Below are 20,213 nucleotides of genomic sequence, written 5' to 3'. Positions count from 1 at the left end.
AATACTGATTACTTCTGATTTATATTTATTAAAAAACCTTCTCCCATTCAAACCCGACTCTACCAAAATGTCCGTATGCAGCTGTATCAAAATATATTGGTCTCAGTAAATCCAGCCTTTCTATTATTCCTTTAGGAGTAAAATCAAAGTTTTCTTTCACAAACTTCTCTGTCTCTTCATCTGATACCCTACCGGTTCCATGAGTATTCACCATCATCGATATCGGCTCTGTAACACCTATTGCATAGGCAACCTGCAGCGTGCACTTATCAGCAAGTCCTTTTGCAACAATGTTCTTTGCAGCAAACCTTGCCATATAAGCCGCTGACCTGTCGACCTTTGTAGCGTCCTTTCCTGAAAAAGCTCCGCCGCCGTGCGGACAGCTTCCACCGTAGGTATCCACGATTATCTTTCTTCCGGTAAGTCCAGTATCAGCTTTCGGTCCGCCTTCTATAAATGATCCAGTTGGATTAATAAGTACTGAAACATCTTTTGAAAGCAGATCTTTTGGAATCACTTTCTCAATAATTTCTTTTGTAACCGTGTATCTTATCTCAGAATTTCTTATATAGCTCTTATGCTGTGTGGAAAGAACAACTTTTTCAACAGATACAGGTTTCCCGTTTCTGTACTTCACCGTCACCTGTGCTTTTGCATCGGGTCCCAGCCAGTCAATTTCTCCGCTTTTTCTGAGCTCTGCCTGCCTGAACATTAATTTATGTGCCAGTAAAATAGGTAACGGCATGTATTCGGGTGTTTCATTAGTCGCATATCCGAACATAAGTCCCTGGTCTCCTGCACCTGTATTATTTCCCTGTTCAACTCCAATATTTATATCAGAGGATTGTGCTTTAATAGATGGTATAAATTCGCATTTATCAAAATCAAATCCGAAACTACCTTTATCATATCCAATCTTTCTAATTACATCGAACGCAATTTGCTTATGGTCAATCTCATCCTCTGAATTATACTTAAATTCCCCGGATATGACGAGTAAATCTCCTGATATCAATGTCTCGCAGGCAACTTTTGCGTATTTATCTTTTTCGAGATATGCATCCAGAATTGCATCCGAAATTTGGTCAGCAACTTTATCAGGATGGCCTTCTGATACCGACTCTGATGTAAACAAATATTCTTTATTCATTATTATTTAGTTTAATTTAAAAATAATTATTTGGTACAAAATTCCATTTTCCGTTATGTGATATCGGCTTATAATTATGTTTTTTTAGTATTGCTACTCCGTCATAGCTAATGTCTGCCTTATGAAAGAAATCATCAAAAGGATTACTGTACTCTTTTTTCAGGTTTTCACTTATTTCTTTTGATATAGTTTTACAAAATGATTTATCTTTGCCACTGTGATAACCTATTGCTCTGTATAAGAATCTAAAGGCATTTGTCACCGCAGACTCTGTGTTCATGTATTTAAGTGCATTTATAGCCGCATACACCATATTCCTGAACATAAAGAACCCCATAAACGGCAAAACGTTGTCTTTGTAGGATGTTGCATAAACCTCTTCTTTGCTGACTGTTCCGTATATCGCGTCCTGAACCATCTTCAGATGATTGCTGAATAATTCAAGCAGGTTCTTGTTGCCTGCCTTTGTTACTGCTTCAATCAGTGTGTTTAAAGTAAACTGTCTTATCTTCTCATCGTTTGTATTCCTGCATTGGAAAAGAAAGTACAGCATCCACATCACATTCTGTTCCTTTTCCCACAAATTGTAAAAGCCTTTGAGGTTGAATTCCTCTTTATCATCTCCGTCAAAGTAAACATCACTAAAGATATGTTCTTTGTAAATGGAATTCCTGTCAAAATCCATTATTACCTCGGGCTCTAAGTCGAATTCAACCCCCTCTTCAATTATTCCCCCTAATATTTCCCTGAAGTCATCTGCAAGCTTCCTCTTGAAATCAAGTATAATTTGCTTATTCCCTTCTGCAAAATTTCTAATGAATTTAAGTGCATTTATGTAAACTTTTTCTGCTGCATTTAATGGGTCCTCTGTCAACATCGCAAAGTAAGTGTTAAACTCAAACATATCTTTTACATTCAAAGGCTCACTCTTCAGTTTGTTTAAATAGCTTTTCCGTTTGTTTTCTAATCTTAAGCCTTCATTACCCGTTATCATATTTTCAGTAATAAGTTCTTCAATATGTTCAAACATTCTTCTCTCCTTGCCTGATAGTCTGTTCACATCCTTAGCGGTATTTAGTGCAAACTTCATCAGCCCAAGCTTTACTGCATAGTCCTCGCTCAATTTATTGTTATTTCTCACAAAGTAAAGTAGCCATCTAACATCCTTTATATTTTTCCAGCAATCTACATAAGTCATATTATATGCTTTTAATTAATAAAATTGTTTTTCAGACACTGAATCCTGTTTCTTCATCCTCTTCATACACATCCACATCAACTATATTGTTGTCTTCATCGTAAGAAGTCGTTACACTTTTCAAGTGCTTTAACTTTCCCTTTGAGTTGTATTTATACACAATTACCATTTTATCTCGTGTAATTTTGTTTTCAATCGTTGATTTTTCCCTAATGAGTACACCTTTGTTACTGTAAAAATATTCAGTACGTCCGGACTCTCCCGATTTTTTGTAATAGTGGTTTTTAATCCTGCCTGAATCTTCGTACTTATTTTCTTCAGCCGAAACAAGACCCCCTTTTTCATCCCAAATAAAACTAAAAAGCAGATTGCCATCGGCGTTCAGTTTAAATTCTTCCTTTCCCGAAACCTGTCCGTATTCATTTTTCAGCTCTTCGGTAATCTTTACTTCCCGTTGACAATCTTTGTACCTTTTCCTCTTTAAGTCATTCATTAATACTCCTTTCTGTTTAATTATATTGTTTCAATATCAGTTATCAAGAGCACCCAATTCAAGCAGTTTCATATCAAGTTCAATTCAAACTGACTCAATTCATCTATCTAATTCTCAACGCTGACATTATACTACTTATTCTTTGATCAAAAGTCATATTTGGTATTACGTTTGTATTTTTAAACAATCTCATAATATTGTAATAATCATAAAATCTAGTATCCTTGTATGGAGGAAACCAATTGCCATGTGTCGCTCCAATATGTTTTACATCTGGAAAATTATTTTCTGTGCACATAAATTTTTCATAGAGAACTTTATCCTCAGTTATTACATCCTTTACCTTATCTAGGGAACTAATATAATTATGAGCATTTTCAAGAAACAGATATTCTGTTTCCATTAAACCAAGAAAGAAGAGCAGATAAACCTGTGAGGCAATCCATCCTCCGCCGAATCCGTACTCTCTGGGCTTCTGGAAGTATTTTATTTTTACACTCCTTTCAATTACAAATGCCTTCAAAAATGCAGTATTCTCCCACACAAAATACAAAAGTGGAACGTCGCCCTCATTTTCTCCAAGGTTTAAGTCAAACAGGAAAACAGAATAATAATCCGCCTTGTAGTCTATCGAATCTTTATTTATAGAAGACGGAAAATAATCTTTAATGTCTTCTTCAAAATCAAGTTCGATATAACTGTTAACTGTTATGATTTTATCTCCAACATTAAATAATTTCCCTTGTCTTATCTTTTCAATTATGTCTTTGTCCATATCTGTATAAATGAACAAATCAGGTTTACCGCCAGTTATTTCGGACAGATTATTTCTTTTGCCGCTAAAATACAAACCCTGGAAGTCGCATCCTGCACTGTGATACCACAGTGAATTAACCGTATTTTCAAGGGAGTATTTCTTAATAATTGAATCATACATTCCCTTGTCACTTTCTTTTGGTCTTAAATAACCGAATATGTTATTCATTTATTTATCCTTTCTTTTAATATTATATTATAAAACATTGTTTTGCTCATCAATATATATTCTTGGATTTGTTAAATATGGATATTCGCAAAGTTCTATTTCCAATTCGTAAGCTGCTTTTAAAAGTTCATTATTTGTTGCATACACATCTACAAAGCATTCATACGAATACCCAAGGCATTCATCAAATATGAAGACAAAATAAAACCTGATTAGTGATTTATCTGCATTCTTATCTCTTTGTATCATATATATATCTGGCCGTATAAAATTTAATCCCGCATCATACAATACAAAATCCTTTTCATTATATAAATTTTTAATCTCATTATATTCCTTTATTGCACTTAAATACCTATCATTGCATATGTCTTTATTCTCTGCATAAAAACATTCAATATTATTTTTAACAGATTTATCTGTCTCTGTGGCATATCTTCTAAATATTCTTATTAATCTAAGCACATCTTCATATTGTAACGATTCCATATCGTATGACATTTCATGAAAATCATTCTTAACTTTATGATTTATCCATACCCAGGAATCTATACTCTTTGTTTTTGGGCTTATATGCAATTCTACATATTGGCCGTTATGTCCATAAAGTTTCATATTCTTATACAATTAATTTTGAAATATTTGTGATTTCCTCAACTAATTCCTTCTCTAATTCATACGCAGCATCCAGCAAATCCCTCTTGCTTACGACAATGTTAAGTAATTCTTCTTCTACTCTTTTTGCTCTTTGATTTAAAAACGGTATAAACTCTGGGTCATCATATTCATTGTGTCTAAAAACTAAATTCTTGAAATTACTTTTTGGGTCCTCATTTATTAAATCTATTTCATATTCATCTCTTTGATATTCATCCTCAAATTCAAAGGAATTATAATTATTTGATTTCAAAGCAAAAGCAGTATCCCTGAAATTACTAATGATAGATTTAACTTCTCTGTATTCATAGTATAATTGGATATGCTTCTCCTTATCTCCATTGTTGTAAATCAATTTCAAATAAAAGTTAAAATCCCACAAATCAATTAATATTAATTCAATAGTAAAATATCTGTTTTTCGACTCCTTTATCGTCAACAACAAATCCTTTCTTTTAATTAATAAAAAACTAGCATTAAGAATTGTGAGAAATGTATTCGGAATGAATCTGAGCGGGTGTATAAAACAGAAAAAACCACTCAAACTCTGCCGAATCTGATGTGGTCCCAAACTCTTTTTATTGACTAATGCCCACATCGTCATCTCTGACAACCACCGTGGCTTTTCTCTGCCCGGTTGGTGAATCTTGCTCAGCAAAATTACTCTTGATGTTTATTTCAGATATAACTTAATTAGTTCATTTCTAAAATAAAATCCATTAAAAATTGACTTGACAACTCAATGCCTCAAACATGGCTCCGCCATTGAAGTCCCGGCTTTCTGTTCATCCATTCATAATGTAATAATCATAATTTATAAGTACATGCAAATATATGGCAACGGCATGGACAAATGGTGTCCCTGTATAATTATATTTGAATTATTGTCTGCAATACACGATACAAGAACCTGCCGGATGTAGCGGCTTATTTCCCTTTTGTTTCCGTTGCCCTCTTTTATTGTCAATTACTAATCCTTTCTTTTAAATTAGTAAAAAATATTAGCATTAAGAAATTTTAATAAAAGACGGAATGAATATCAATTGATGGCCTTAAAACAGAAAAATCACCCAAGCTCTATTCCGAATTTAATGTAGTCAGTATCTTTTTATGGCTCCAGCCCACATCGTTATTCCTAACAACCACCGTAACTTTTTACTGCTCGGTTGGCATACTCTGTATTACAGAATTATTCTTAATGTTTATTTATTTACAAGACTAATAAACCAATTATAAAATAGATATTTTAAAATTATTTATTCGTATTGCTTCAGTAGTCAAGTCATTAATAAAACGCTCCAAATAAAACATTGTTTTATTTAAATTGCATTTATAAAAACAATGCTATGCCAAATAAAGAGATAATTCTAATATGCTCAAAAGAGGAATGGGAAATATTTAAAAACATTACTCGAACAAATATTTCATTACGCAAATATCCTTATGGCGAATATTTGTCATTTCCTAATAGCAACAAAAAGTATTATGCTTTTAATATAGGAGCTGGTAAAACATTGTCAGCCGGAGCTACTCAATATATAATTGATAAATATAAACCACGCAGAATATTTGTTTTAGGATGTGCTGGTGCTATTTCACCTCGACTTAATCTTTTAGATATTGTAATAGGTAATAAATTTGTACAATACGATTATTCAGATGGCATGGGAATGAAAAATGATTTTTACAATAAAGATACTTTTATAGAATATAAGCCCTTTTATAAATTCAGTAAATTGAATGTTCAGAAGATTAAATCCGGCTTGATAGCATCCGCCGATACAGATGTCGATTCTAGTGTAAAGCGGAAGCTTATTAAAAAAACATACAAGAATGAAGAAATATTATGTGGTGACTGGGAATCATTCTCTGTTGCAAAAGTTTGCAAATTAAACAAAACAAATTGTATTATAGTCCGGGGTATTTCTGATATCCCAAATCAAACAAGCAAAGGCTCTATCCAAAGAAACGAATACAGAAGCAATATTAAACCTGTATTAAAAAAATGCCTGGAGGTTATTTACTCGATAATATGACATAATGTTTAAGGTTGTAGACTATTTGTTGTTTTCATAATCATATTTTATTATAAGAGTTAAAGTTATTAGAACACTAACAACTATCAACTGCTCTAAATAAATCCCCCAGTATCACTGCCATACCCCAGGTATCTCTTCCGCAATACTCCAGCAGATTCTTTCTTATCTTGCATCTCTCTTCTTCATCCTGTAAAGAAGACATCCTTAAATACTCCATACCCGCTGCACCGCCCTCCTGTATTTCTAAATTCTTGTATGTGTACTCTGGATTAATCGCAGGCAATACCATCTTTATCGAATGACTACTTCTCATTTCAGGCTTGTAATATGCCCTTCTCTGAAAAGGCACCATAAGGTCCGCAATTCGCGGAAGCATTCTGTTTATCCCTTCCTCATATTCCGGAATATCACTTGCAAGTTCTCTCAGTCTCGCGGATTCGAACCCCGCATTATAAACTAATATCGTCCCCTCGTTCCCTGCATCTCTTAAAAGATTTTCTATAAATGTCTTCCTTGGGTCGCTCTTGCCGTCTCCTAAAAACTCATAATGATCCGCATCTGCATCACTGCTGCCTTTACGAAACAGAGAATACTGAAAGACAATCTGTTGGTAAGGTCTTGAATTATCAAACATCGGCACCGCATATTGAATCGTTTCAAAATCCATGAAATACAGAGGATATGAAATCCCGTCAAGAAAACTTTTTATTTCATCTCTTTCAATGTAATTCTTATTCAGAAGAAAACACTCCTTTTCAATCGCTTGTGCTGTTGTAAGCGGAAAGTCATCAGGAATATCTTTTATTTCAGTAATGCCTTTTCTGTATAGCTCAAATGCCTTCTTGCTAATTCTGCTCAAATCAAAGACAGAATACTCGGGAATATGTTTCCAGCAGTGTCCTTTAAAATCACACTCAAACGGGGAATGGCAGTGCTCGCCAATATCTATCTCAGGCACATTTTCCCCCTCCAGCACCTCTTTGAACTTTGTTATATTATTCTCAACAAAATCCTGAAGCGGGATCACCTGCTCTTTAACAGATTCTATCGTAAATAACTGCCGCACATCAATTTCTCCCTGCCTCACATACTGATTGTTAATATGAACAATCGATATATCATCAATATCAATCCCGCATTTATTCATCACATAATACTGCACCGCTGTATCATTAATATGATATTCCGCAACCTTTGTCGAACTCTTTACTTCAAAAACTTTCCACTTGTTCTCGTTCTTTGTCATTATATCTGCAATCACAAGAACTCCTTCATGCTGGAATGCCGCCTCATAAATCACATCCTTGCCTTCATTAATCGCCTCTTCCGTCAGCTCAACAGACTTCTGACCACTCCTAGTTACCTCAAACCCGCAGTCAACACCTCTCGGAAATAGCTGCTGAGCTAATGCACCAACTTCATGACCCGTTGTAAACACCCGCTCCCTGCTTGCTGGAATCGCATCTTTTAGTTCGGGATGATATTTGTTCAGGTAAATTGACTTCTCGCACTGAAGCCCCTTTATGTACGTTGACTTCGATAAAACATGAAACGGAATTTCCTTATTCATTTCGTTGTCTTTTTACTGCTAATTTAACAAACTGATTAATAAAATATAATTATATTCTTTTACTTACTAATGATGTTATTTCTGAAAACAAAACAATTATTTTCGTTATGACCGTTGAAAAATACTAATGTATAGATTTTATATATCAATTCTTCCAAGGATGAGTCCTTATATATTCATCCGCCTCTTTTTGAATTTCTTCATTTGACTTTCGTCTGTGACTTAATATCCAGTTATCAAGATCTACTTTATTGAAATATACTTTTTTACCCGGTTTATAAAATGGTATGTCGTTGCAGCAGGTCATTTTGTATAGATAAGATTTCTTGAAACTCAGATATTTAGCAGCTTCATCAATATTCATTATTTGAAAATTGCTTTCTTTTAACTTAGCTTCAATTATGTCAAGTTTCTCTAATATTAAAGAAAGCTTCTTTTCGCTTGTTGTATATCGAAGTGCTTTCATAATGTTACATATTTTAGGTGAAATTCCTATTTCTTCACATAAGCATTCAATCCAATAATCAAAGGCTTCCCGTCAACAACACAATCCGTAACTACATTTCCATGAGTGGTCGCAACTACAAGAGTTTTTCCTGATGCACTTGGTGTAGGCTCCTGTAGATCGATTTCTATGAATAACTTTCCGTTTTCAATTTTGACTTCCATTTTTATTCTCCTGATTTAACTTTTGATAAAATACAAATAATCGACAAATAATTCTAACTTAAATGACTATGTTTATATTGGTTCAACGACTGGTTGTAAATATAATTCGGATGCATTCCTATTTCTTAGAAGCCCCAATTCCAGGTGTGGAATTAAGGAAGAAAGAAACTTGATAGTATAATGGAACACGGATTGCGCGGATTAGACGGATTTGCGCGGATAAAAAAGCAGAAACGAGACAAAGAGATCGCAAGCTGGAAGCTTGCGTTACTCTAAAAACACATTTTATTGATGTTGATTAAACATAGACTTAATCAGGTTTCTTAGAAGTTGATGATGAGAAGAGCAAGTTTGTTAAAGAGAGTGGTTCCATTTCTGGATTCCCTGCCTACTGCAGGCAGGCATCTACAAATCCGCCACAGCGGACGTCCTCCCAATCCTCCAAATCCTCCAAACAAGACGGTCCCGATAAAGAAAATCGGGATAAACTTCTCTGCGACGAAAACACGAAAGAATAAGATCTTGGCACACTGAAATAACTGATTGATTTATGATTATCACTGATTTAGAAAATGTTGAAAGTTTATAGTTGTTTGTTGATAGGAAGAAGTTGATGATGATAAGAACAAGTTTGTTCAACAGAGTGGTTCCATTTCTGGATTCCATCTACAAACATGATGGAATGACAAGAAAAAATAAGAGCAAGATTGTTAAAGAAAGTGGTTCCATTTCTGGATGACCCAGAGGGTACCCCCTTCTACAAATCCGCCACAGCTGACGTTCTCCACGGAGTTTGTCTCAAGACTTAAATTTTGTAACAAAAGCAAATATAAAACATTGAAAACGGGGTTAGATCCCCGCCAAAAACACGCGGGGATGACAGCGGGGGGTGTTTTGAGACGAACTCCACGGCGGATCTTTGACAAAGAACGCGCATGATGGAATGACAAGAAAAAAGATTTATTCACCACTACTAAGATGAACAAGAATTTGATTTGAAAATGAAAACAAGAGCGATATTTAATTAGAATGTGTTATAAATCATGTATATACCGCCAAATATTACAAGCACTCCGCATATACGTTTAATGTAAGTTGATGCTTTAGATTTTTCTGTCCAGTTTAAGTACTGCTGAACTTTCTTTGTTAAGGTACCAGCAGCAACAATAATCAAAATATGACCTACGCCAAAAGCAAGAAGCAAAGCGACAGAGTACGGTATATTTGTTTTAGATACCTGAAATACAATTCCAAGTACAGGAGCCATATAAGCAAATGTACAGGGTCCAAGTCCGATGCCGAATAATAAACCAAGAATAAATGCAGCAGTTATACCTTTATGTTTTGTAGGCTTTATGCTTGCACCATCCCATGGAAGTTTAATAATATCCATTAAATATAAACCGACAACAAAAAACACTACTGCTACTAAATAATTACCTATGGTTCCGACATCGCCTAATAATCTTCCGGCAATAGCAGTAATTATTCCTATTAGAGCAATGGTTACAAGTATGCCAATACCAAAAACCAGGGATATATTAAAAGTTCTTTTGTATGATATTTCTCCCTGAGAATTAATAAATCCTACAACCAGAGGAATGCTTGCGAGGTGACACGGACTTAATAAAACGCTTATTATACCCCAGCCAAACGAAGCAAATAAAGCGGTATATGCATTTCCCGAAAGAGCGCTGCTTAAAAATTCAAATATTGAATCTACCATTTGCTTAGTTGTTATAGGTTAAGCCCTGAGACTGAAAAAACTTATCAATATCTTCTTCAGGGAAAAAGCCTTCGTGCCGCATGATTTCTTTACCGCTGGCATCCAGAAATACCTGAGTTGGTATTAATTGTATTCCGTATTTCTTAGCAGGAGCATCGTCTTTCCATACATCATGAAATGTAACCTTGACCTGCCCTTTGTATTTCTCCTCTATTGATTTCATGATTGGCTGCATCTTCTTGCAGGGAATGCAGTTTACAGAGCCGAGTTCAACAAATTCAATTTTATGTTTAACGGAATCTTTACCCACGACACCGCTTGTTTCGTGTGTGTTTTCTGTACTGCTTTTCTTGCATGAAATAATGGTGAAAACAATCAACAATAATACTACAATCTGTTTTTTCATAAGGGAAATTTAATTTTAAGAATATTCATAAATATATTTAAGTATATCTTTTTCTGAAGGAACATTTATTGAACATACGAGCTTCTCATTAATCACTAAACCGGGTGTCATCATTATACCGAACTTTACATATTCTTTTATATCGTCTGATTTTATCACTTCTGCCTGAATATTATTTTCTTTTACTACCTCTGTTACTCTCTTATAGAGTTTGTTACATCTGCTGCACCCGCTGCCGAGAATTTTTATAGTCATTTTAAAAAAGCCTGAATTTCACTGTCAGCGTACTTGAAAAAGTTAAACTTATTGTCGCTGTATGACCAGATACTATCGAGATTCTTGTACTTTTCAACCTGTCCTTTATTATACTTTGTTATTACAACAGAGCCAAATTTAAGATTAAAGTCTTTTCTGAAATGTTCGTTTTCTTTGTCTTCAATGTTCAGTGATTCATACTTCATCGGAAGAGGGGAAGAATACTTTGTAGTAACGAGTTCTTTAGTAAAGTTTTCAATGTTTATACAGCTTTCACATCTTGTGGTCGGGTGGAAATAGTAAACTTTATAAATAACATCATTTGTACCGACAAATTTTTCCTTCTGACATGAAACAAAAATCAAACTCAACAGAAATATTATAACAAATTTTTTCATCTTAAAATAATTATAAAGTTAAGGGCATAAGTCCGGTGGTTTAATATCGCCTTTTTCTGCATTTTGGAAATACTTTCTCTGAAGCCACAATGAAACATTTACCAAAGCTATCAGCACCGGTACTTCGACAAGTGGTCCAATAACTGCGGCGAATGCTTCTCCTGAGTTTATGGTAAACACGGCAACTGCGACGGCGATAGCAAGTTCGAAGTTATTGCTTGCGGCAGTAAACGACAACGTCGCCGTTTTTGAATAATCAGCGCCGACCTTCTTTCCCATGAAGAATGAAACGAAGAACATTATGACAAAGTAAATAATCAATGGAATTGCAATACGTATGACATCCAGCGGAATTTTAATAATGGTCTCGCCTTTAAACGAAAACATTACAAAAATTGTGAAGAGCAAAGCTATTAAAGTTATCGGACTTATTTTTGGAATGAATTTATTGTGATACCAGTCTTTTCCTTTCATCTTTACGAGTATTAACCGTGTCAGAAATCCTGCAATAAAAGGAATGCCGAGGTAAATAAAGACGCTTTCCGCAATCTGACCTATAGTTACGTTAACCGTAAATGAAGTAAGCCCGAACAGATTTGGAAGAACGGTCAAAAATAAATATGCATAAACGGAAAAGAAAAGAACCTGAAAGACGGAATTGAATGCTACGAGACCTGCGGCATATTCTGTATCCCCTTTTGCAAGTTCGTTCCAAACTATAACCATTGCAATGCATCGTGCAAGACCTATCAGTATCAAGCCTGCCATATAATGAGGATAATCCTGCAGGAATATTATAGCAAGAAAGAACATAAGCAGGGGACCGATTATCCAGTTCTGAACGAGAGACAGAGCGAGCACTTTGAAATTACGGAACACTTTACCGAGGTCTTCATACCTTACTTTTGCAAGAGGCGGGTACATCATCAGAATAAGTCCGATTGCAATCGGGATGTTAGTAGTTCCTGACTGAAATTGATTCCAGAAGTCAACAATACCCGGAAACAAGTACCCCGTCAATACTGCAACAAACATAGCAGCAAATATCCAGAGAGTAAGATACCTGTCCAAGAACGAAAGTTTCTTTGTAAGTTTTTCCATTTAATATATTATATTAAAAATAAATCCAACAAGCATTATACCGGCACCCACAATACCAAAGAATATAAAAATCATTTGAATTTTTAAAACTTTTTTCAGAATGATAGCTTCGGGAAGCGATAAAGCAATTACTGACATCATGAATGCGAGTGCAGTACCGAGCGAAGCACCTTTTTCTATCAGAACCGATACTATTGGAATTATACCTGCTGCATTAGAGTACAAAGGAATGCCGATTAAAACTGAAAGAGGAACCGACCACCAAGCATCTTTTCCCATGATGCTTGCCATGAAGTCTTCGGGAACGTATCCATGTGCCCCCGCACCGACGCCTACACCAATGATGATATATAGCCATACTTTACCGACGATTTCCCTTACTGCTGTGTATCCGCTTTCAATTCTATCCTGCAATTGAATTTTTTCTTCTACTGATTCATGTTTACCGCTTTTTATTTCATACACCCATTCTTCTACGTATTTTTCGAGTTTGAGTCTGCCAATAATATATCCGGAAACAATAGCTATTAATAACCCCATTGATACGTATATGACAGCTGTCTGCCAGCCGAATAATCCGAAAAGAAGTACTACTGCTATTTCATTAATCATCGGTGCTGCAATGAGGAATGAAAGCGTGACGCCAAGCGGAACGCCTGCTTCAACAAAGCCAATGAATAAGGGTACAGCGGAACATGAACAGAACGGAGTAAAAATACCGAGTACAGAGGCAAGAACATTACCAAGGAATAGAGATTTCTTTTCGAGCAAAGCACGTGTTTTTTCGGGGGAGAAGAATGTTCTTACGATACCCATGACGAAAACAATCAGTGTTAGAAGCAATAATACTTTTGGAACTTCGTAAACAAAGAATTCAACTCCTCTTGCATAACCTTCTTTTACTGACGATAACCCCGAAAAATCGTTGAATAAAGCAGAAAGTCTTTCAAGATTAAAGTAGATTAAAAACCATAAGACAATTAATAATGCTGCAAACCAGATATTATTTTTAAAGCTCTTCGTATTTTTATCCAAAATATTGTTGTAATAAAATAAATTTTTCTTCCCGATTAACGGCTTACCCGTCACTAATTCACGGCTCTTGAGTCACGTGTCACTGCTCTTTCATCCACTGAAGAAGTGTACTCTTTGTCGGGAGTTTACCACTAAGTTTTACAACTCCGTTAATAACAAGACCGGGAGTCTGCATAATACCGTAAGCCATAATTTCCTTTAAATCAGTAACTTTCTTAATATCAGCGGTTATGTTGTTTTCTGCGGCTGTATCAAAACACATTCTTTCGAGCTCTTTGCATCTTGCACAGCCCGTACCGAGCACTTTTATTTCAAGCATAATAATCTTTATAAAGTTTTCAGAAATTCGTTAATCTTTTTCTTTATGCTGTCTCTAATAGAAGCAATCTTAATTAACTTATCGTTTTCGTTTCCAATGAGAGCAGAAGGGTCTTTGAAAGACCAGTTGATTGTCTTCAGTGCCCCAGGGAATATGGGACATCTTTGTCCTGAAGCCTCGTCGCATACGGTTATTACATAGTCATACAATCTTCCTTCTTTAAAGAAAGTGAAGACGTCCTTTGTCAGATTCTTTGATATATCTATGCCGATTTCTGACATTGACTTAACGACTAAAGGATTAAGGGTACCGGGTTCGAGTCCTGCACTTTCGGCATAGAATTTATCGCCGTGGCATGCATTCACAAAAGCTTCTGCCATCTGGCTTCTGGCGCTGTTGTGTATGCAGACGAATAATATTTTGGTTTTGTTCATACTACCGATATATAATCCCTACGGGATTTTAAAAATGTTTTAACAAACTTTGCTGCTTACCGATATATAATCCCTACGGGATTTTATTATTATCAATCTGCAAGCAAGATGCTTGCGTTACCTTCCGCTAGGAAGATGTTTGCATTAGCTTAACAGCATCCGCTGCCTGGTTCACAGCAAGACTTTGGTTTATCAGCATAGACATTTATGCTGATGAGGTTTACACCTGATTCTTTAAACTTTTTCAGTTCCTCTTCTGAAATGAACTTCAAATAGATATTATCAGGGATTGCAATAACTCTTTCCTTTTGTATTCTTATGTTTTCGAATCCGGTTTTTTGAATTATATCAAGGTATTCTTCTTTCTTTATGGCGCCTGAAACGCAACCAGCATAAAGTTCGGCACCAGATTTAATTGAAGCAGGAAGTTCACCTGATGCGACAATATCGGAAACAGAAAAATGTCCGCTCTGTTTAAGCACTCTAAAGATTTCTTGAAAGGCTTTTACTTTATCAGGGACGAGATTAAGTACGCAGTTGCTAATGATAACATCGGCTTTATTTGCTGCTACAGGCATCTTCTCAATATCGCCAAATCTAAATTCAACGTTATGGAAGCCAAGTTTATCTGCATTATCACGTGCCTTATTAATCATCTCGTCAGTGAAATCGATACCGATAACTTTGCCCTTTTCTCCGGTTATTGCTCGTGCAACGAAAGCATCGTTGCCAGCGCCAGAGCCGAGGTCAATAACGACGTTGCCTTCTTTAATGAGTGCGAACTCGGTAGGAAGTCCGCATCCAAGACCGAGGTCAGCATCGGGATTGTAACCTTTAAGTTTCGAATAGTCTTCGGAGAAGACCGTGTAATCAACACCAGAGCAACTGCCAACACCGCAGCACGAAGCTTCATTTACTGTCTTTGACTGGTTTGCTATTTCGGCGTATTTTTCCTTTACAAGATTTTTTAATTCATTTGAGTTTTCCATATTGCAATAATTAATTTTTAAATAAAGTGTTAATTAGTTTCATTTCTATATTAAACGAAATGAAACCAAATTAGTTACAGCACAAAATGTTTCTATCGACCCCCATAATTTTCTTTCTATCATTTTTTATAGTAGAATCATCTTCAATTTGCATCTGAATATAAAGCAGTGCATTTGAAGCAAGGGAGTCAGGTGCCGGATTAATTTTATAATTTATCCATTTCCCGTCTTTCCAGTCCACTATTAGTCCTGCTTCACGGAGAATGCTAAGATGTTTTGAGACGGTGGATGTTGCAAGATTAAGAATTTCGCGTATTTCACATACACAAAGCGGCTTTCTCTGCAGCATTTTAATAATTCTTATCCTACTGCTATCGGAAAGAGCTTTAAAAATCTGTTCTTGTTTATTAAGCATATAGTATTATCATTTCGTTAAATATAGAAATGATAAAAGTAATAATCAAGGGGTTTTAAAGATTAAATATTATGTTGAAAGATTAATGTGCTTATATTTTTATTTAATGTAAATAATAAATTGTATATTTTAGAAGCATGAACAAATTTACTTTCAGGTGGCTTATAAGTGCTGTTAACATCAGGACAGACAGCGACAAAGAGTATGCAATAAGCAATTTAAAGGGCAGCATATACATAAAAGGTGCGAACTTATGGTATTTAGTGAGTTCGGCAATACTAGCATCGATAGGGCTTGACACGAACTCACCGGCGGTGATTATTGGTGCTATGCTTATATCTCCATTAATGTCGCCGATACTTGGTGTGGGGCTGAGTGTAGGTATATATGATAAAGAATTGTTGATAGCATCGATGAAAGAATTTGTGTTTGCTATATTATTGAGTCTTTTTATCAGTACTTTATATTTCATACTAACACCGCTTGGTTCAGCTACGAATGAATTGATAGCGAGGACAACACCTACACTACTTGATATAGGCATTGCATTCTTTGGAGGTATTGCAGGAATCGTTGCGGGAACGCGAAGAGGATTGGCAACATCGATACCCGGTGTAGCTATAGCTACGGCACTTATGCCCCCAATATGCACTGCAGGTTTTGGGATTGCCAGCGGAAACCCATATATTTTCGGAGGAGCGTTTTATTTATTCTTTATAAACGCTGTGTTTATAAGTCTATCGGCGGTGCTAATTGTAAGATACTTAAAGTTTCCGGTAAAGAAATATTTAGATAATACTGTGAAAGCAAAGATACGACGAGTGATATGGCTTTTTGTGCTTATCGTATCAATACCCAGTGCCGTAATATTCTACAGAATAATTAAAGATGCTAACGAACAGAAAAGATTAAAAACAATAATATCACAAAATTTTGATGACAAAAACCGCAACGTATTAAACTGGAAACTTATAAAATCCGATACGACAATGACTCTAAGGATATTTTATACAGGTAATGTTTATAGGATCGGAGAAGAAGACACTCTTAGACAAAATCTTAACTCTGATTTTGGTTCTATTGTATTACGTCTTCAACATTTAGATCAGGCGGAAAAAATTGAATCGATAGAAAACAGGATTGATACAGATATCGGGGACAAGCTGGAGGCATTATTAAACGATAAAAGTTTGCTTGAGGAGAGAGTTAAAAAACTCGAAAAGGATAATGTTATTAATCTCAAAGATTCGCTTCGAACGAATAAATTAGCACTTGAAATGAGCATGCTTTATCCATCTATTACGGATATTAAGTATCTTGGAGACAGCATACCCTCGCTGACGCTCACCTTATCGAAAAGAAAGAATGAGATTTTGAGCAGCTCAGACAAGGACAAACTGGAAAAATATATAAAGTTTAAAACAAACAACGACACACTTAATATAATTTACAAATAATCATTTGATTATAATTGAGTTGTAAGGAGTTTTTGTTTGTGTATTCTGTTGAGGCGCTTCAGGAGCGGGCTGAGGCTTTGTGCCTTTAATGTACTCGCATTTTCCGCTGCACCATTCATACTTATTACCTTCGTTTATTGATATAATAGCCGGAAATGCCATAACTTTTTGAAAGTTATTCACGACAGAAAAAGGAGAATCGTCATAAGAAAATTCAAAGTGGTTATATTGGTCCGGTACGATAATATAACCGGGTGCTTCTTTAACGAGGAGAATCATACAATCTTTTTTCTCAGAGCCAGTATCAACGGGGGTATTCATGTATAGGAAAGCGACAAACACGAGAGTACCATTCATCTTTTCGATAAACTGTTGTGACGGCAAGAAATCATAGGAAAACGAATTATCGCTGATATAAAAATTACTAAAACGGATGCTGAAGTTTTCGGGGAGAATACTTGCCTGATCGGAGATATCGTTTATAGTTATATATTTATAATTGTATTTGAAAATACGGTGGTAAGGATAGAAACCGGGCAGGTCAGAATAATTCCAGATGTTTTTAATAAGCTTTGACTTTATAAGAAACTTACAAAAACCTGCACGTTGAGTAAATGTTTTCCGATTTTTGATAAGCGGAACAGACTTTGTCTTTTTGTATTTAGCGGGTTTACTTGAAGAATAAATAGTACCGCGATTATTTTTGAACACTACATCGCCGACTTTTCCAGCAGGCGAACCGAGAATTTTTTTGTTTATAATTGCCATGACAGATAGATTAAATTCATTATAAAAGTAATTATTAAGCAGGTTTTATGCAAGTAAAATTATGCAGTATTAGTGCTGTATTTATACTGTATTAGCACTGTATTAGTACTGTATTAGATATTATTAAATAAATGAAATAACAATAAATTATATTTAATTGAAAAATAGGGATTTTTGAGGGAGTAAATGGAACATTGCAAGGAGTCAGATAGTATAAGAAATTGAAATTATGAAAACTATTTAAAACATTCATCTCGTTCCTAGAATTGGATTAGACGTGAACGTAAAGTACAATGAGAATTCAGGGATTAATTCTAAGACATTTGAAGTATTCAGGAATACGGACCCGGCTTTAACGAATCCAGAGAAGAAGAACATGTCGTTCATTACTACAAGAGCCGAAATATTAATATGTTTATAAGACGAGACAAAAGAATATATTAGACACAAAACAAACGTAGAAACATAGACGAAACCGGTTGCTGCGAAAGCGGCGACCGGTTTTTTATTATACGCAAGAAACGATTAATGACTTGAATATATAATCAAATATTTATGAAATTTACAGGTTGGCAAAAACAGGTTAACGACGGAATAATTAAATTAATATTCCCCATAAATAAAATATTTATTAATTTTAAAAACCAAATAACTAATTTATGAAAGCAAAAAGAAATTTAATGAATGCTCTGGAGGTTTCAAAAAGCATTTTAGTAATTGTTCTTATCTCCTTATTAGTCTCATCCTGCGGCAAAGAGGACAAAATCGAAACACAAAATCAAAAGCCGAGCGATGAATCTGCACAGTATAAAGAAAGCAATGAAGATTTTCTTACTGTAGATTATAAATATTTTTATGATGAGCTTTCGACCGGAGGTGAATGGATAGAGGTAAATGCAAAAGATATAGGATTAAACATTGATTCAAAAAAATTATCAGAAATAAAGAGTGAGAACACAAAATTTATTGCAGAAATATTCGGGATTAAGACCGCAGTTGCACAGACGGATGCGGATATATTCAATCTATTTGTCTGGCGACCGACGGCAGAACTTATCAACAAGGAATTAACACAAAGCAGTGAAACGACACCGAACTACATACCTTACACGAATGGAGAATGGCTAAACACTGATGCGGGCTGGTATTTCAAGGCACCGACATCGCAGGAAGAAATCACTTCGCATTACGGCAGATGGTCGGACAATGAGGAGTTAGGGAACGTATGGCTGCCGGGAAAGACCTGGTCGCCTGCATGGGTTGAATGGAGAGAGGACAAAGATAACATAGCCTGGGCACCAATACCACCGGGCGGATACATAGAAAATGATGCCGTAATAACTCCAGAGATAAAAGAGGATAAATTTACGATAGTAGAGAAGAAATATTTTACAGACGCAGACGGCGGAAAGCACAGGTACCAATACGTTGAGAACAAGAACAAAATAATGATAAAGGATATGGTAAAGAAAGACGGTGTCATGATAAAGAACAAAACAGTAATAAACAAAGGACCAGACGTAGAGGACATTGAAAAATCATCAGGGAAAAAGATTAAACAATATAAAATTAATAAATCGGATAAGAAGGATGAAACGGGTGTAAAGGATGATGTGATAAGCGTTTACAAGCCGGAATTTAAGAAAACTGATGACGCGAAGAAAGAGCCAGTTTCAAAACCAGAGAAGAGGGTTTCTTACAAAGATGCCAAAAGGATTACAAAAGATGAAAAGAAAGAATTAAAAGAGCAGGATAAAGAACAAAAACAGCAAGAGAAAGAAATAAGAAAAGATGAAAAACAGAAAGAGAAGGACATAAAAAAGGAAGAGAAGAAAGAGAATAAAGATTTGAAGAAGGAAGAGAAAAAAGAAGAAAAAGAATTAAAGAAGGAAAAAGAAAAGAAGAACGAAAAGAAAACTGATGATAAAGACACAAAAAAGGAAAATAAGAACAAAGATAACAAGAGCGGTGACAATGACAAAGGAAACAAAGAGAATAAGGGAAAGAACAAATAGAGAAGGAGAAAAGACTCTGAGAAAGAATTAAAAACCGGATTAACAATCCGGTTTTTTTGTTTAGTACTTTATATACTACAATTTCGAGCGTTAAATACGTATGAAAGAACTATGCTTAAACAGGGAGTAACACG

General features: G+C 35.2%; 24 protein-coding genes and 2 riboswitches. Of the genes, 4 read left to right on the top strand and 20 right to left on the bottom strand.

The features are described 5' to 3' along the window. Window positions 1-28 precede the first annotated feature (28 nt). From metK to WC644_01700, 6 genes are all read right to left on the bottom strand, one after another. The gene (gene metK, locus WC644_01725; GenBank protein ID MFA5010647.1) at window positions 29-1,150 is read right to left on the bottom strand and encodes a methionine adenosyltransferase; all 1,122 of its coding nucleotides are present in this window, start codon (window positions 1,148-1,150) and stop codon (window positions 29-31) included. Between the two features lie 16 nt (window positions 1,151-1,166). Continuing rightward, window positions 1,167-2,348: a hypothetical protein gene (locus tag WC644_01720; GenBank protein MFA5010646.1), complete on the bottom strand. Its 1,182-nt coding sequence runs from the start codon at window positions 2,346-2,348 to the stop codon at window positions 1,167-1,169. Between the two features lie 31 nt (window positions 2,349-2,379). Then, entirely contained in the window at window positions 2,380-2,841 is a 462-nt protein-coding gene (locus WC644_01715; GenBank protein MFA5010645.1) for a hypothetical protein, read from the bottom strand. 103 nt (window positions 2,842-2,944) lie between these two features. Further along, entirely contained in the window at window positions 2,945-3,826 is an 882-nt protein-coding gene (locus WC644_01710; protein ID MFA5010644.1) for a hypothetical protein, read from the bottom strand. Between the two features lie 27 nt (window positions 3,827-3,853). After that, the gene (locus WC644_01705; protein MFA5010643.1) at window positions 3,854-4,441 is read right to left on the bottom strand and encodes a hypothetical protein; all 588 of its coding nucleotides are present in this window, start codon (window positions 4,439-4,441) and stop codon (window positions 3,854-3,856) included. Between the two features lie 4 nt (window positions 4,442-4,445). Then, window positions 4,446-4,844: a hypothetical protein gene (locus WC644_01700; GenBank protein MFA5010642.1), complete on the bottom strand. Its 399-nt coding sequence runs from the start codon at window positions 4,842-4,844 to the stop codon at window positions 4,446-4,448. 206 nt (window positions 4,845-5,050) lie between these two features. Beyond that, a riboswitch (SAM-I-IV-variant riboswitch) is annotated at window positions 5,051-5,161 on the bottom strand. Between the two features lie 418 nt (window positions 5,162-5,579). Then, window positions 5,580-5,690, bottom strand: a riboswitch (SAM-I-IV-variant riboswitch). A gap of 139 nt (window positions 5,691-5,829) precedes the next feature. Between WC644_01700 and WC644_01695 the strand changes: the two genes are divergently transcribed. Further along, window positions 5,830-6,519, top strand: coding sequence for a 5'-methylthioadenosine/S-adenosylhomocysteine nucleosidase (locus WC644_01695; protein MFA5010641.1), 690 nt, complete (start codon window positions 5,830-5,832; stop codon window positions 6,517-6,519). 76 nt (window positions 6,520-6,595) lie between these two features. On the opposite strand, the gene WC644_01690 is transcribed toward WC644_01695, so the two are convergent. From WC644_01690 to WC644_01630, 13 genes are all read right to left on the bottom strand, one after another. Next, the gene (locus WC644_01690) at window positions 6,596-8,092 is read right to left on the bottom strand and encodes a DUF2779 domain-containing protein (GenBank protein MFA5010640.1); all 1,497 of its coding nucleotides are present in this window, start codon (window positions 8,090-8,092) and stop codon (window positions 6,596-6,598) included. 145 nt (window positions 8,093-8,237) lie between these two features. Next, window positions 8,238-8,558, bottom strand: coding sequence for a helix-turn-helix domain-containing protein (locus WC644_01685; protein MFA5010639.1), 321 nt, complete (start codon window positions 8,556-8,558; stop codon window positions 8,238-8,240). Window positions 8,559-8,584: 26 nt separating this feature from the next. After that, window positions 8,585-8,767, bottom strand: a complete 183-nt coding sequence (locus WC644_01680) for a hypothetical protein (GenBank protein ID MFA5010638.1) — start codon at window positions 8,765-8,767, stop codon at window positions 8,585-8,587. Window positions 8,768-9,785: 1,018 nt separating this feature from the next. Next, window positions 9,786-10,487 carry a cytochrome c biogenesis protein CcdA gene (locus WC644_01675; GenBank protein MFA5010637.1) on the bottom strand — a complete coding sequence of 234 codons (702 nt, stop codon included), beginning with the start codon at window positions 10,485-10,487 and terminating at the stop codon, window positions 9,786-9,788. Between the two features lie 4 nt (window positions 10,488-10,491). Beyond that, complete coding sequence (locus WC644_01670; GenBank protein ID MFA5010636.1) at window positions 10,492-10,893, bottom strand: thioredoxin family protein; 402 nt, start codon at window positions 10,891-10,893, stop codon at window positions 10,492-10,494. A gap of 15 nt (window positions 10,894-10,908) precedes the next feature. Then, window positions 10,909-11,148, bottom strand: coding sequence for a thioredoxin family protein (locus WC644_01665; GenBank protein ID MFA5010635.1), 240 nt, complete (start codon window positions 11,146-11,148; stop codon window positions 10,909-10,911). Then, window positions 11,145-11,546, bottom strand: a complete 402-nt coding sequence (locus WC644_01660) for a nitrophenyl compound nitroreductase subunit ArsF family protein (protein MFA5010634.1) — start codon at window positions 11,544-11,546, stop codon at window positions 11,145-11,147. The genes WC644_01665 and WC644_01660 overlap by 4 nt, the downstream gene beginning before the upstream one ends. 18 nt (window positions 11,547-11,564) lie before the next feature. Then, the gene (arsB, locus tag WC644_01655; protein MFA5010633.1) at window positions 11,565-12,647 is read right to left on the bottom strand and encodes an ACR3 family arsenite efflux transporter; all 1,083 of its coding nucleotides are present in this window, start codon (window positions 12,645-12,647) and stop codon (window positions 11,565-11,567) included. Next, the gene (locus tag WC644_01650) at window positions 12,648-13,682 is read right to left on the bottom strand and encodes a permease (protein MFA5010632.1); all 1,035 of its coding nucleotides are present in this window, start codon (window positions 13,680-13,682) and stop codon (window positions 12,648-12,650) included. Window positions 13,683-13,761: 79 nt separating this feature from the next. Next, the gene (locus WC644_01645; protein ID MFA5010631.1) at window positions 13,762-14,001 is read right to left on the bottom strand and encodes a thioredoxin family protein; all 240 of its coding nucleotides are present in this window, start codon (window positions 13,999-14,001) and stop codon (window positions 13,762-13,764) included. 8 nt (window positions 14,002-14,009) lie between these two features. Then, entirely contained in the window at window positions 14,010-14,435 is a 426-nt protein-coding gene (locus WC644_01640) for an arsenate reductase ArsC (GenBank protein ID MFA5010630.1), read from the bottom strand. 149 nt (window positions 14,436-14,584) lie between these two features. After that, entirely contained in the window at window positions 14,585-15,424 is an 840-nt protein-coding gene (locus tag WC644_01635) for an arsenite methyltransferase (protein ID MFA5010629.1), read from the bottom strand. A 70-nt stretch (window positions 15,425-15,494) separates the two neighbouring features. Then, a complete protein-coding gene (locus WC644_01630; GenBank protein ID MFA5010628.1) occupies window positions 15,495-15,839 on the bottom strand; it encodes a metalloregulator ArsR/SmtB family transcription factor in 345 nt (114 codons plus the stop codon). A gap of 137 nt (window positions 15,840-15,976) precedes the next feature. Here WC644_01630 and WC644_01625 point away from each other — a divergent pair, with 137 nt between their 5' ends. Further along, on the top strand, window positions 15,977-17,296 hold the full coding sequence (locus WC644_01625) for a DUF389 domain-containing protein (protein MFA5010627.1): 1,320 nt from the start codon (window positions 15,977-15,979) through the stop codon (window positions 17,294-17,296). On the opposite strand, the gene WC644_01620 is transcribed toward WC644_01625, so the two are convergent. Next, a complete protein-coding gene (locus tag WC644_01620; protein MFA5010626.1) occupies window positions 17,297-18,064 on the bottom strand; it encodes a hypothetical protein in 768 nt (255 codons plus the stop codon). It lies immediately after the preceding gene. A 277-nt stretch (window positions 18,065-18,341) separates the two neighbouring features. Here WC644_01620 and WC644_01615 point away from each other — a divergent pair, with 277 nt between their 5' ends. Together WC644_01615 and WC644_01610 are read left to right on the top strand one after the other, a co-directional pair. Next, on the top strand, window positions 18,342-18,485 hold the full coding sequence (locus WC644_01615; protein MFA5010625.1) for a hypothetical protein: 144 nt from the start codon (window positions 18,342-18,344) through the stop codon (window positions 18,483-18,485). A 238-nt stretch (window positions 18,486-18,723) separates the two neighbouring features. After that, window positions 18,724-20,079 (top strand): DUF6600 domain-containing protein, encoded by a 1,356-nt coding sequence (locus WC644_01610; protein MFA5010624.1) that lies wholly within the window; start codon window positions 18,724-18,726, stop codon window positions 20,077-20,079. Window positions 20,080-20,213 lie beyond the last annotated feature (134 nt).

It is taken from the genome of Ignavibacteria bacterium, from assembly GCA_041649015.1.
GTDB lineage: Bacteria > Bacteroidota > Ignavibacteria > Tepidaquicellales > Tepidaquicellaceae > CAIKZJ01.
This window is presented reverse-complemented; position numbering and strand designations above follow the sequence as displayed.